This is a genomic window from Corynebacterium nasorum (assembly GCF_022345765.1).
GTDB classification, from domain to species: Bacteria; Actinomycetota; Actinomycetes; order Mycobacteriales; family Mycobacteriaceae; genus Corynebacterium; species Corynebacterium kefirresidentii.
Genome location: NZ_JAKRDR010000003.1, coordinates 163565 through 176787 on the forward strand (window position 1 = coordinate 163565; position 13223 = coordinate 176787).

General features: G+C 60.0%; 13 protein-coding genes and 1 tRNA gene. 4 read left to right on the top strand and 10 right to left on the bottom strand.

Going from position 1 to position 13223, the window contains the following annotated elements; genetic code table 11:
* The first annotated feature begins 2 nt into the window (after positions 1 to 2).
* The gene (locus MHK04_RS04090; protein ID WP_034655505.1) at positions 3 to 1433 is read left to right on the top strand and encodes a peptide MFS transporter; all 1431 of its coding nucleotides are present in this window, start codon (positions 3 to 5) and stop codon (positions 1431 to 1433) included.
* A 131-nt stretch (positions 1434 to 1564) separates the two neighbouring features.
* On the opposite strand, the gene MHK04_RS04095 is transcribed toward MHK04_RS04090, so the two are convergent.
* From MHK04_RS04095 to pflB, 5 genes are read right to left on the bottom strand one after another with little or no spacing between them, the layout of a single operon-like run.
* Entirely contained in the window at positions 1565 to 2713 is a 1149-nt protein-coding gene (locus MHK04_RS04095; protein ID WP_239207941.1) for an SPFH domain-containing protein, read from the bottom strand.
* Positions 2714 to 2772: 59 nt separating this feature from the next.
* Positions 2773 to 4011 (bottom strand): alpha/beta fold hydrolase, encoded by a 1239-nt coding sequence (locus MHK04_RS04100; protein WP_239207942.1) that lies wholly within the window; start codon positions 4009 to 4011, stop codon positions 2773 to 2775.
* An 11-nt stretch (positions 4012 to 4022) separates the two neighbouring features.
* Entirely contained in the window at positions 4023 to 4892 is an 870-nt protein-coding gene (pflA, locus tag MHK04_RS04105; protein ID WP_049360991.1) for a pyruvate formate-lyase-activating protein, read from the bottom strand.
* Positions 4893 to 4894: 2 nt separating this feature from the next.
* Entirely contained in the window at positions 4895 to 5146 is a 252-nt protein-coding gene (gene grcA2 / locus MHK04_RS04110; protein ID WP_005323969.1) for an autonomous glycyl radical cofactor GrcA2, read from the bottom strand.
* A 40-nt stretch (positions 5147 to 5186) separates the two neighbouring features.
* Positions 5187 to 7274, bottom strand: a complete 2088-nt coding sequence (pflB, locus tag MHK04_RS04115) for a formate C-acetyltransferase (protein ID WP_239207943.1) — start codon at positions 7272 to 7274, stop codon at positions 5187 to 5189.
* Between the two features lie 314 nt (positions 7275 to 7588).
* On the opposite strand from pflB, the gene pbuX reads away from it, so the two are divergent.
* Positions 7589 to 9499 carry a PbuX/PucJ/PucK family nucleobase permease gene (gene pbuX, locus MHK04_RS04120; RefSeq protein WP_239207944.1) on the top strand — a complete coding sequence of 637 codons (1911 nt, stop codon included), beginning with the start codon at positions 7589 to 7591 and terminating at the stop codon, positions 9497 to 9499.
* Here pbuX and MHK04_RS04125 read toward each other — a convergent pair whose 3' ends face one another.
* Positions 9500 to 10090, bottom strand: coding sequence for a hypothetical protein (locus MHK04_RS04125; RefSeq protein WP_239204925.1), 591 nt, complete (start codon positions 10088 to 10090; stop codon positions 9500 to 9502). It abuts the gene before it with no gap.
* A gap of 74 nt (positions 10091 to 10164) precedes the next feature.
* Positions 10165 to 10249 (bottom strand) — tRNA-Leu (locus MHK04_RS04130).
* A gap of 90 nt (positions 10250 to 10339) precedes the next feature.
* On the opposite strand from MHK04_RS04130, the gene MHK04_RS04135 reads away from it, so the two are divergent.
* Positions 10340 to 10762, top strand: a complete 423-nt coding sequence (locus MHK04_RS04135) for a hypothetical protein (RefSeq protein WP_239207945.1) — start codon at positions 10340 to 10342, stop codon at positions 10760 to 10762.
* Positions 10763 to 10764: 2 nt separating this feature from the next.
* Positions 10765 to 11109 carry a DUF3817 domain-containing protein gene (locus MHK04_RS04140; RefSeq protein ID WP_023020867.1) on the top strand — a complete coding sequence of 115 codons (345 nt, stop codon included), beginning with the start codon at positions 10765 to 10767 and terminating at the stop codon, positions 11107 to 11109.
* On the opposite strand, the gene rdgB is transcribed toward MHK04_RS04140, so the two are convergent.
* Genes rdgB through MHK04_RS04155 form a run of 3 tightly spaced genes read right to left on the bottom strand, consistent with a single transcriptional unit; the run spans position 11106 to position 13213 of the window.
* Positions 11106 to 11714, bottom strand: coding sequence for an RdgB/HAM1 family non-canonical purine NTP pyrophosphatase (gene rdgB / locus MHK04_RS04145; protein WP_239207946.1), 609 nt, complete (start codon positions 11712 to 11714; stop codon positions 11106 to 11108). The genes MHK04_RS04140 and rdgB overlap by 4 nt on opposite strands.
* Positions 11708 to 12436 (bottom strand): ribonuclease PH, encoded by a 729-nt coding sequence (rph, locus tag MHK04_RS04150; protein ID WP_005323955.1) that lies wholly within the window; start codon positions 12434 to 12436, stop codon positions 11708 to 11710. The genes rdgB and rph overlap by 7 nt, the downstream gene beginning before the upstream one ends.
* 15 nt (positions 12437 to 12451) lie before the next feature.
* Positions 12452 to 13213: an MBL fold metallo-hydrolase gene (locus MHK04_RS04155; RefSeq protein ID WP_023020865.1), complete on the bottom strand. Its 762-nt coding sequence runs from the start codon at positions 13211 to 13213 to the stop codon at positions 12452 to 12454.
* Positions 13214 to 13223: the final 10 nt, after the last annotated feature.

A 13223-nucleotide genomic window follows, 5' to 3' on the forward strand; every position in this document is an offset into this window, starting at 1 on the left:
TTATGACAATTATTAAACATCGTTCAATTCGGCGTTTACCGGTGGCTTTGCCGGCTATCGCCGGAATTGAAATGTGGGAGCGCTTTAGCTTCTACGGCATGCAGGCCATCCTCGCCTACTACCTCTATTCCACCTCCGGCGGACTCGGCATGGACCAGGCGCAGGCCACGGCGCTCGTCGGTGCCTACGGCAGTCTGCTCTACCTGTGCACGTTCGTGGGCGGGTGGGTCAGCGACCGGCTCCTAGGTGCCGAACGCACGTTGCTTGCCGGCGCGAGTCTGCTCATGTGCGGGCACCTTTCGCTGTCCTTCGTGCCTGGTATGGCGGGCCTCGTGGCCGGACTGTTGCCGCTTGCGCTGGGTTCAGGGCTGCTTAAAACGGCGGCAATTACCATTCTGGGCGCGGCTTTTCCTCCCACAGCCGGCGCACGGGATGGGGCTTTTCAAATCTTTTACCTGGGGATAAATATTGGCGCTTTACTCGGACCGATGCTCACGGGCTGGCTGGCACAAAAGCACGGCTACCATGCCGGTTTCCTCGCAGCCGCAGGCCTCATGTGCTGCGGGTGTGTCTTCTACGGGTTATTGCGCCAGCGGGTAGTCACGGAGTTCGACACCCGGCCTCCCAACCCTACTGCCGCGCCAGGCAAGGCCGCGGCGGTAGCTGTGGTGGCTGTAGTGGGCAGCGTCGCGGTCGCGGTGACGGTTCCACCAGACAAGCTGGCTATGCTTTTGCTCTTTGCGACGTTCGCGGCCGCCCTCACCCTCTTCGCCAGCATGCTGCGATCCCCGCGGGTCAGCGTGCCGGAGCGGAAGCAGGTTCTGGCGTATATCCCGCTCTTTTTCTGCTCGACGGCCTACTGGACTCTCCAGCCGCAGATTTACGGGGTGCTAGCCGTGTACTCGGATCAACGTGTAGACCGCATGGTCGGCGGGTTTGAGATTCCGGCGGCATGGACGCAATCACTCAATCCACTGTTCATCCTGGTTTTGTCCCTACCGCTGGCGGCGAGCATGTCTCGGTGGGCATGCTCGCGGCGTGTGCTGATGGCCGTAGGCATCATGGTGGCAGGTTCCGGAATGTTTGTGCTGTTGCCGTTCGTCGGGGGCGGAGAAAATTCAACGCCATTTGTGGTGTTGGCCATGACCATCTTGTTGATGTCGCTCGGCGAGCTATTCATCGGGCCGGTGGGCATGGCGGCATCGGCCGCGCACGCGCCGCGAGCGTACGCGACGCGCTTTTCCGCGCTGTATTTTCTCACCATGGCCATTGGAACCTCGCTAGCGGGAACGCTGTCGACGCTGTATGACCCTTCCTCGGCGGGTGCGGAGCGGACCTACCTACTTGTTGTCGGAATTGTCCCCGTCGCGCTGGGGCTCATGCTCTTGGTCGGAAGAAAGGACGTCGTGAACGAGGCTTCGGGCAGCGTTTAAGGCATCGACTTGTGAGGCAGCCCTGGTCTCGGCGGGGAAAATCTGGCACTCGTGGTCGGGTACAACTTCTGCGCGGCGGGTAATACCGCGCTGGGCGGTATAGGCGTCAAAGAGGTTATCGATGCTCAGGGCTAGTCCTCGTTTTTGAGTTGGTCGCGCAGCTGCTGGAAGTACTCGCGAGCAGCCTGGGGCTGCGCGGTGGGGTGCTGACCCTGCTGCGACTCTTGCTCACCGCGATTTTGCTCGGAGCGCTCCTGCTCAGCACGCTGGGAGGCAGCGATGGCTTCGCGCTTGGCACGCTCTGCCTGATGCTTGGACTCGCGCTCGATTTCCTCGGCGCGGGATGGCTTGTGCGGCTGCGGGCGGCGGTGCTGAGGCGCCCCCTCGGCGGAGTCGAGGGCGCGGTTGGCCATGAGCACGTCGCGCATGCCGCTGAAGAGGTCACCCATGCCCTGCGGGTTGGAGGGCATGTACAGCACGGAGGCCTGGCCGTTGTGGGAGACATCGACCATCGCGTCGAGGTATTGAGAGACCAGCATGAGCGCCTCGGGGGATTCTTCCACGCCGGCGTCGCGAAGCATTTCGTATTGCTGGGCAATGCCCTCGACGATTTCCTTGCGCTGGTCCGCAACGCCGCGTCCCTGCAGCTTCTTTGCTTCGGCGGCACCCTCGGCCTCTTTGACCACGCGGATCTTCTCGGCCTCTGCCTGAGCGACGGCCGCCTCGCGCTCACGCTGCGCCGCGTTAATGGAGTTCATGGACTCGCGAACGCGGGAATCGGGGCGGATATCGGTAACCAGGGTGTTGACAAAGTTCCAGCCGTACTCGGCCATATTATCGCGCAGGGAGGCCGCAACATTGCGAGCAATAGTGTCCTTGGAGGAGAAGGAATCATCCAAGTCCATATTCGCCACGGAGGAGCGAACATTATCCTGCACGTAGGCCACAATCTGCTGTTCATGGTTCGAGAGCATGTAGTATGCCTCGCGCTCTCGGCCTTCAACTACCTCGTATTGCACGGCCACAGGGATCTGGACGAAGACATTGTCCTTGGTCTTGGTCTCCACCATCACATCCAGCTGGCGTACTTGCAGCGAAATCTTATCGCGCACGCGGTCTACCCACGGCAACTTGAAGTGCAGACCAGCATGCGCCACCTTTTGGAATTTACCCAAGCGCTCCAAGATGGCAGCTTCGCGAGTGCGAACGATGAAATAGCCATCAAATAGGGTTCCCAAGATAAGCAATAGGATGAGGACTATAACTATGGTGGCGATCAAAATATCTCCCTAAATGTCGTGACAATCACCAATATTTTCGCATAGGAAATAGCGAAACGCTAGTGATCGTCGATAAGCGCAAAAAGCCTGCCCAGGATGGTCGCACCGTCTTCGCGAATGCCGTTGTGCTGGAACTCGTTGCTAATCCACGGCCGCAGGTCCCCCAGGTGGGCGGCGGTAGCCAAGGATTCTTCGAGCGGAACGAAAATATCATCGACATATATGGCCGCGGCCGTGGTCGGCACCTCACCGAGCGCATAGGGCGGGGAGAATTCGTGGCGGGCGAGGCCGTGGGCGGCGTCGGCAAACGCGTGCAGAGCAGGGTCCTCGTCGAACTGCCAGGGAAAGATATGCTCGCCAGTCAACCACGTGCCGGACTCCGCAAACTCCGGGAATTCCTCGCGCACACGATGCGCCGCCCAATGAGTAACGGCCTGCCCACCGGCGCCGCCATAGATTGACTCATGGATAGCGGCATACAGCGGGCCGTCTGCAAAGCTCACGCGCTGGCCGACGTCCACCAAGAAATCGCCGCGCAGCCGCTTCTCCCCTGCCACGGTGCGGAAAGGCTCTTCCAGCAGATAAGCCAGCGAATCAAAACCGGTGCCGCGGCCGAGCTCAATACCGATGGTGCGAAACCGCAGCGAGGACAGACGCTCTCCGGTGGGAAGGCACTCATCCGAATTGTCCAAGTGGGAGATGATCTCCTCGATACGGTCCTGGGCCCACGGGAATTCGCGGTAGAAACGCTGCTGGCGGGCCTTGAGCTTGCTAAAAGTGGCGCGGTATAGATCGTCTGCACCCTTCAGCGTGGGGATGCCACCGGTGAAAAATGCATGCTCGACGTGTTCGGGGGCCTGGGACAGGTAGGCGGTAATGCAAAAGCCGCCGAAGGATTGGCCGAATAGCGACCACTTCTCCAGGCCGAGGTGTTCGCGCAAACGTTCGGCGTCGCGGACGATATTATCTTGGCGCAGCAACGCCAAGTGCGCTGCGGTGCGCTCCGCGGCCGGGCTCAGTGCATCGATGCGGTGCGATCGGCCGGTGCCGCGCTGGTCCATGAGGATCACGCGGTACCGCTCCAGTGCCTTGCCAATAAGCCCCGTGGGTGTCAGCGGCCGGGGTGCTGGGAAACCAGGCCCGCCCTGGAGGTAAAGCAACGCGGGCAGGCCCTCTCCGCCGGGCGGGATGATTTCGCGGGCATAAAGCCCAAAAGTCCCGTGGGGATTGGAATAATCCCACGGGACTTCTAGGTGGTGCTCTTTAATTGTGTGGCCAAAGCGGCGGTAGTCGGTCATGCCCTCCCAGGCTAGTAGACTTCCAAGCCCTTCGAGCGGAAGACGTCGCGGATTTTCTCCACGTCCTCCGGCTTTGGCGGCTTCGTGTCTGCCAACTGGTAGGTCATATCTAGGCCTTCCCACTTGTCCTTGCCCATATTGTGGAAGGGCAAGACCTCGACGCGTTCGACGTTAGATTTCCATCGAGCCACGATATTGGCCACATTTTCCACGTTCTCTGGCGAGTCCGTGAGGTCAGGCACCACTACGAAGCGGATCCATACCGGCTTACCTATCTTGTTCAACCTGTCGCCGAAATCCAGTGTTGGCTGGAGCTGGCGTTGGGTGACCTTGCGGTAAGTTTCCTCGTCGCCCGACTTGACGTCGAGAAGCACGAGGTCGATATTGTCTAGGTCCTCGTCGCGCAAGCGCGCGCCCAAGTACCCAGCCGTATCGATGGTGGTGTGAATACCCGCATCGTGGACTTCCTTAAGCACGCGGCGCGTGAAGGAAATCTGGAAGAGGGGTTCGCCACCGGAGATGGTCAGACCGCCACCGGAAGCTTGGAAGATGGGCTTATAACGCTTGATGCGCTTGACCACATCCTCGACCCGCTCCAGTGTGCCGGTCTTCATCTCCCAGGTGTCTGGATTATGGCAGTACTGGCAGCGCAGTGGGCATCCGGACATGAACATCGTCATGCGGGTTCCCGGGCCATCGACGGCGGTCACGAGCTCCCAAGAGTGCACGAGGGCGATATCGCCGGTACGGCGCGCCTCCATGAGCTCCGGGCGGGTAATGTCATCGAGTTGTGCATTATCTCCCAGGCCCGCAGCTACGCCGCGGACACGCTCTCCTTCTTCCGGAGAGAGGGTGACAACACCAGTAACGCCATCAGCCATGATTAAGAACCCTGGTGGAAGGTGCGGGAGATAACGTCGAGCTGCTGCTCCTTGGTCAGCTTGACAAAGTTCACAGCGTAGCCAGAGACGCGAACGGTGAGGTTCGGGTACTTCTCTGGGTGCTCAACGGCGTCCTCGAGGGTGGACTTGTCCAGCACGTTGATGTTGGCGTGGTACAGACCAGAGTTCATCTGGTGTGCATCGCGGTTTGCCTTCATTGCTGACATGCGGTCTTCGAAAGTTGGGGTTGCCATGATTTTCTCCTTTTCGAGATGGTTGAGGGTTGAGTGGTTTTTACTTCTCCATGATGAAGCCGGCATCCAGAACGCCCACCAAGTTATTGATGCGCTCTTCTGGGGTGCGGCCCAATCCGGAAGGAGTAATGGTGTTGGTCAGCGAGATGCCGTCCAAGGCGTCCTTGTAATCCAGCTTGCCAACGGACAGCATGGAAGCAACCATGCCGTGGCTGTCGGCACCGTTTTCAGGGTTTGCGCCTGGGGAGAACGGCGTGCCGGCCTTGTGGCCCGACGGGAAGGCGCCTGTTGCCTTGCCGTAGACCACGTTCGAGGTAATGGTCAGCACGGACTGGGTTGGGATGGCGTTGCGGTACATCGGGATGGCCTTAATCTTTTCCATCACGGTGTGGACGATGGTTGCGGCGATGTCATCGGCGCGGTCATCATCGTTGCCATAGAACGGGAACTCGCCCTCGGTGACGTAGTCCGTAATCAGGCCGGTCTCGTCACGGACCGGAGTGACCTTGGCGTACTTGATAGCAGCCAGGGAGTCGGCGACGATGGACAGGCCGGCGATGCCGCAGCCCATGGAGCGTACGATATTGGAATCGTGCAGCGCCATCTCGACTGCCTCGTAGGCGTACTTGTCGTGAGAGTAGTGGATGATGTTGAGGGCCTCAACATAGGTGCCAACAACCCAGTCCAGCATCTCTTCGTACTTCTGCCAAACTTCATCGAAGTCCAGCGGACCATCGCCCTTGATGGGCTCGTAGCCTTCTACGACCTGCTTGCCGGTTACCTCATCGCGGCCACCGTTGATGGCGTAAAGCAGAGCCTTAGCGGCGTTCACACGAGCGCCGAAGAACTGCATCTGCTTGCCCACTTCCATCGGGGAAACACAGCAGGCAATTGCGGCGTCGTCGCCCCACTGCTCACGAATCTGGCGGTCAGACTCGTACTGGATGGAGGAGGTCTCAATCGAGATGTGGGCACAGAATTCCTTGTAGCCCTCTGGCAGCTTTGGATCCCAGAAAATGGTGATATTTGGCTCTGGTGAGGGGCCAAGGTTTACCAGGGTCTGCAGCAGACGGAAGGAGGTCTTGGTGACCATGTGGCGGCCGTCGTTGCCGAAGCCAGCATCAGACCAGGTTGCCCAGTACGGGTCGCCGGAGAAGATCTGGTCATAATCGATGGTGCGCAGGAAGCGGACGATGCGCAGCTTGAGAACCAGGGAGTCGATGATTTCCTGGGCGTCTTCCTCGGTGATGATGCCAGCGGCGAGGTCGCGCTCGAAGTAGCAATCGAAGAAGGCGGACAGGCGGCCGATGGACATTGCGGCGCCATCCTGGGACTTAATGGATGCCAGGTAGCCGAAGTAGGTCCACTGTACTGCCTCGTGAGCGGTCTTAGCCGGCTTGGAGATGTCGAAGCCGTAGGACTCAGCCATCTTCTTGAGCTTCTTCAGGGCCTTGATCTGCTCGGAGTGTTCCTCGCGGAAGCGTGCCCAGTGCTCAGAGAAGCCAGCGTCTGCGACGGAATCGCGGGAAGCCTGCTTTTCCTCGATCAGGTAGTCCACACCGTAGAGAGCCACGCGGCGGTAGTCACCGATGATGCGGCCACGGCCATAAGCATCCGGCAGACCGGTGATGATGTGTGATGAACGAGCAGCGCGGATGCGCGGGGTGTAGATATCGAAGACCGCATCGTTGTGGGTCTTGCGGTAGCGGGTGAAGATCTTCTCCACCTCAGGGTCGACTTCCTTGCCTGCTTCGGCGATGGCCTGCTTGACCATGCGCCAGCCACCGAACGGCATCATGGCGCGCTTCAGCGGGGTATCGGTCTGCAGACCGACGATAACGTCGTCGTCCTCTGAGATATAGCCGGCCGGGAAAGCGTCAATGTCGGTCGGGGTGTGGGTGTCAACGTCGTAGACGCGCTTTTCGCGCTCGACGGACAGGTAGTTCTTCTCCAGGGTCTCCCAGACGCGCTTGGTCTTTTCGGTCGGGCCCGCCAGGAAGCTGGAATCGCCGTCGTACGGCGTGTAGTTACGCTGAATGAAGTCGCGGACGTTGATGCCCTCGGTCCATGGACCGGACTCAAATCCCTTCCACGCTTCAAACTGTTGAGGCTGCGTTGCGGTAGTCATAATTCCCTTCTTTCGGGCGAATTTCTATCAGGGGTAAATGCCGCTTTTTCGAGCCACAGCACCAAGCCCCTCTGGCCTCAATTGTTGACTACATCAGCGGTAATAACAAGTTCAGCAGACGTTGGAAAGGCTAAATATAAACCGGTCGTGTTGTTTCGCTGGTTAGTGATTTCATGCAGAACGCACGTACGTCTTAGATCGGGGGTGGACTAGCCCCGAACGTGTTCCTCATCACCCCGATTTTTTGGTCGCTACCTGCACGAACCTCTACTGTTAAACCCGTTCAGCTTCGCTTCCGCACAAAGGAGGACTTCGTGGCTTCCCAGCCCAAGCATCCAGTAGATACCGTCCCACCCGCCCCCAAACTAGCCGCCTTGGGTTTGCAGCACGTACTGGCCTTTTATGCCGGGGCGGTTATCGTTCCACTGCTCATCGCCGGCTCGCTTAACCTGGATGCGGAAACCACCATCCACCTCATCAATGCGGACCTTTTGACCTGTGGCATAGCAACGATCTTTCAGTCCATGGGCGTCGGCAAGCGCATTGGCGTGCGCCTGCCCATCGTGCAGGGCGTAACCACAACGGCCGTCTCCCCGATTATTGCCATTGGCCTGGGCGCAACCGACGGCGAAGGCGGGGTGGCCTCGCTGCCGACCATTTATGGCGCCATCATCGTCGCCGGCCTGTTTACTTTCTTCGCGGCGCCGGTCTTTGGCAAAGTGCTGCGTTTCTTCCCGCCGGTGGTCACCGGTTCGGTCCTGCTGGTGATGGGCACTTCACTATTGGGGGTTTCGGCCAATGACTTTGTCAATTACGCCGAGGGAGTTCCAGCCACCCGTGACCTGCTCTACGGTTTTGGCACGCTCGCGGTCATCGTTTTGGTGCAGCGTTTTTCCTCTGGCTTCCTAGGCACCCTGGCCGTGCTCATCGGCCTAGTCTTGGGTACGGGCGTGGCGCTCGTGCTAGGCGACGCCTCCTTTAGCGAAGTCTCCTCCGCCCCCGCTCTCGGTATCACCACCCCGTTCTACTTCGGCATGCCAAAGTTCGACGTGGTGGCTATTTTCTCGCTCATCATTGTCATGATCATCACCATGGTGGAGACCACTGGCGATGTCTTTGCCACCGGCGAGATTGTCAAAAAGCGCATCCGTCGCGATGATGTCGTGCGCGCCATCCGCGCCGATGGCCTGTCCACCCTGGTGGGCGGCGTAATGAATTCCTTCCCGTATACCTGCTTTGCACAAAACGTCGGTCTGGTCCGCCTGACCAGCGTGAAATCGCGCTGGGTGGCCGTGGCTGCCGCCGGATTCATGATGGTATTGGGCATTTTGCCCAAGGCCGGTGCGGTCGTGGCCGCCATCCCCTCCCCTGTGCTTGGCGGCGCCTCCCTGGCGCTTTTCGCCAACGTAGCGTGGGTGGGCCTACAGACCATCGCCAAGGCCGATCTTTCCGATGGCCGCAATTCCGTCATCGTCACTTCCGCGCTCGGCTTGGCCATGCTGGTGACCTTCAAGCCGGATATCGCCACGGCCTTCCCGGAGTGGGCGCAAACCTTCGTCTCCTCCGGCATGTCCATCGGCGCCATTACCGCCATCGTGCTTAACCTGCTGTTCTTCCACACCGGGGGAAAGCAGGGCACGCAGGTGTCTCGGGCCGTCGGCAAGAGCGTAAGCCTACAGCAGCTCAACAATGCCTCCCGCGAGGAATTCGTCTCCGCGCTGCGCCCGCTGTTCAATAACGAGACGTGGCCGCTCGAACTGGCGTGGGAGTCGCGGCCTTTCAGCGATGTCAATGAGCTGCGCGCCGCCATTCAGGTAGCCGTGCTGACCGCGGATGATTCCCGCCGTGCTGCCCTCATCCACGATTACCCTGCCATGGATGAGCTGCTGCTTGCCGACGCCGACGAAGCCGCCACCATCTCCGCCGACCGCGGCTCCTTGGGGCTAACCGACTTGGATGATGTGCAGACCGAGCGCATTACCGAGCTTTCCGCCGCCTACCGCGAGCGCTTCGATATGCCCTTTGTGGCTTATCTGGATACCAATGACACCGTTGACCGCGTCATTGACGCCGGCGTACGCAGGCTGGCTAACTCCCCAGAGCAGGAGTACCGCACCGCGCTGGGTGAGATCGTAGAGATTGCCAACGACCGCTTCGATATCTTGCTAGCCGATGCCAACCCGGTCCGTTCTTCCTGGGACCGCAAGTTCACCGAGGTGGACTAGCTAACGGAAGGAAAAATCTACCTCAGCCTCCGGGTCCACGCCGGAAATAATGCCGGTGTAGAACTGCTTGGCCTGGCTTTGGAGGACATCGCGATTATCCGCGATGTCCTTTTTCTTTTTGTCCTCATCCAGAATCTTGGTGATGGTTTCCGCTTTATCGATATCCGGGGTAATCCAGCTCAGCGCGCCATTATCGTCCACCGCGGTTTCGAAGTTCTCATCCGAGTGGCCAATGAAAATGAACTCGGGGACCTGCACGCGGAAATGGTGCGGGGATTCCTCTTCTACGTGCACCCGGGATCCTTCAATGCCGAGCTTCGCGCGGTAGGAGTACTTGATGTATTGGGTACGCTCACTGCCTGGGACCTGCCAATTCCACAGCGTGCTGGTGGCGGACTCCTCCGATAATCCCTCAATCCCCAAGGAGACGAGCACCACTTGTTCCTCGCGCTCCACGGCCTTGATGACCTTGGTATTGCTCGATTCGGTCTCCACGTCCACCGGTTCCCGGACTTGCCACACCACCACCGCAGCTACCGCCAGGGCGGCGATGAGAATGACAGCGATAAGGGTGGAAAACAGCTTTTTCATAATGCCCATCTTAGGGTGAAATACGGACGGTGATATGCGAAAACGCCGCCGGCCACGAGGGTCGACGGCGCCTATGGTGCGCCCGGTGAGACTTGAACTCACACGTCATAAGACACTAGAACCTAAATCTAGCGCGTCTGCCAATTCCGCCACGGGCGCGGGGGACTTGACATAGTGTACACGGTGGGCGGGTAATCCAGAAACCAGGGGTGTTCTGTTTTCCGGCCGCTGGTGGGTAGGGTGGAACGCGTGAGCACTCAAGAGGAACAGAAAAACAAGCGCGTGCAGGTGCGATGGTGGCACATCCTCCTCATCGCGTTTTTCGTCGTGCTCTTCCTATTCCTGGCCTATTGGCAATGGACCCGCTTCCACTCCGGCTCGGGCACCTTCCAAAACCTGGGCTATGCCTTCCAGTGGCCACTGTTTGCCGTGTTCGTGGTTTATGCCTATCGCACCACGCTGCGCTATGAAAACGAGCGCCTCGCGGCCGAGGAAGAAGCCCGCGACATGCATGACACAGACAAAACCGCCCCGGCCGACGCTCCCACACAGCCGCAGGCAGAAACCAAAATTGATGAGGATTTTTTGCCCCAGCGGCCCCAGATGGATGTGGAAACGTTCAACGCCATGAATACCCCGCGCCGCCGGCGCGGCGAGAATGAAGAAAGCTGATTATGACCAATAAAGTTCACCCCGCCCGCCAAGCCCGCATCCGCGGACCCTTGAAGTTTTTCTCCATCGCGGCCACTGTGACCGGTATCTTCTTGATCATCCTGGTCATCCGCATGGTCTGCCAGTACATCATTGGCATGGATATCCCCGAGTGGGCCACCTATATCGCGATCGTGCACGGCATCGCGTACATGACCTACCTGCTGTCCATCCTCATCCTCGGCCCGCGCGCGCTGTGGCCGGTGGGCAAGCTCTTTACCACCGCCCTTGCGGGCGTGGTGCCCTTCCTGTCCTTCTGGATGGAGCACAAGCGCCGCAAGGAAATCACGGAGGAGTTCCAACTCTAAGAGTTGTGAACAAGCTCCGCGATGGCGGGGACAAGTTGACTAAGAGCGCGGCCGCGATGCGAGACCGCGTTCTTTTCTTCTGGGGACATCTCTGCAGCCGATCGGGACTCGCCTTCCGGCTGGAAGAGCGGGTCATAACCAAAGCCGTTTTCCCCGCGCGGCTCGCGCAAGAAGCGGCCTTCCCAGCGGCCCTCGGCCACGTGCTCTGCGCCTTCGGGCGTGACGAGCGCGCAGACCGAGACAAAGGCTGCGGCACGGCGCTCATCAGGGACATCGGCCATCTGCGCCAAGACTAAGTCATTATTGGCCTGGTCATTGCCGTGCTGGCCGGACCAACGGGCGGAAAGCACGCCGGGCATGCCGTTGAGCTCTTCGATAGCGAGGCCCGAATCATCCGCCACGGTGGCATAACCGGTAGCGGCCACGCCAGCACGGGCCTTGATGAGCGCATTATCGGCAAAAGTGCGGCCATCTTCTACCGGTTCTGGATAAGGTTCCACGGCGGAAAGCGGGCGCAGCTCGACGCCCTCGATGCCGGCATCAGCCAGAATCCGTTCCAGCTCGCCGAGCTTCTTAGGGTTACTAGATGCGACGAGAATTACCACCCCAGCGCCGCCTTCTGTGCGGCGATGAGTTCGCGGCAGCCCTTCTGCGCTACGTCGAGCATCTCGTTGAGCTCCTCTCGGCCAAAGAGACCGTGCTCACCGGTGCCCTGGATTTCAACGAAGTCGCCGGATTCCTGCATTACTACGTTGAGGTCGACCTCGGCGCGGGAGTCTTCCTCATAGGGCAAGTCGAGGCAGATTTCACCATCAATAATGCCTACCGAGACCGCAGCGATGGGATCGAGCAGCGGCTCGCCGGGGACGACGCCCTCGGCTTTGAGGTGCGCGATGGCGTCAGCCAGCGCAACATAGGCGCCGGTGATAGAGGCAGTGCGGGTGCCGCCATCAGCCTGGAGGACGTCGCAATCGAGCTGAATGGTGTTCTCCCCTAGCTCCTCCAAGTCCACTGCGGCGCGCAGGGAGCGGCCGACGAGGCGAGAAATTTCATGCGTGCGGCCCTTGACCTTGCCCTTCATGGATTCGCGCGGCATGCGATCGTGGGTGGCGGAAGGCAGCATGGCGTACTCGGCGGTAAGCCAGCCTTCACCGGAATCGCGCTTGAAGCGCGGCACGCCATATTCCACGGATGCGGTGCACATGACGCGGGTATTGCCAAACTCCACCAGCACGGAGCCGGCAGGGTTGGTAGTGAAATTGCGGGTAATGCGGACGCTGCGCATCTGGTCCAGCGCGCGCCCATCGGCACGAGTAAATTCAGTCATGCCGTCCAGCGTATCTTAGAACTCCATACCCGCGGCGCCGAGGATAATCTCACCGTCGAATTCGGAGCGAGCGGCCTCCAAGGTAGCTTGGGCATCGCCCCACGGTTGGATGTGGATGAGCACGAGCTTGCCCACGCCCGCCTCGCGCGCCGCCCTGCCAGCTTCCGCGCCCGACATATGCATATCCGGTGCCATCCCCTCCGAGCTCGCGCCCCAGGCTGCCTCACAGAGGAAAATGTCGGCGCCCCGTGCGGCGTCGACAAGCGCGGGCGTATATGAAGAATCACCGGAGTAGGTGATGGTCTGGCCCGTCTTAGTATGTTCCACGCGCAAAGCATAGGCCTCTACCGGGTGGGTGACTGGGAAGGGAGTGATATATACATCGTCGACAAGCTGGCGCTCGCCCGGCTCCCATGCGCTAAAGGCGAAGGTATCGGACATGTCATCGATGCCATCGACCTCATCGGAAGACAGGCGGCCCAGGTGCGTCGGCGTAGCCTCCGGCCCGAAGCACATATTTCTTGAGGCCGCGGGCGCCGTGGGATGGAAGCGGCGCCACACCATCAGAGAGGGGAAATCCAGGCAGTGATCGGCATGCAGGTGACTAAAAGCCACGTGCGCATCGCAAGGATCCTGCTGCTGTTCCAGCTGCGCTAAGGTGCCAGGGCCCATATCGAGGACGATGGACGGCGCATTATCGAAGGACAGCAAATAGCCGGAGGCGGGGTTCTGGGCGGTGGGGACGCTACCGGAGCAGCCTAAGATGGTCAGCTTCATGGGCTCAATA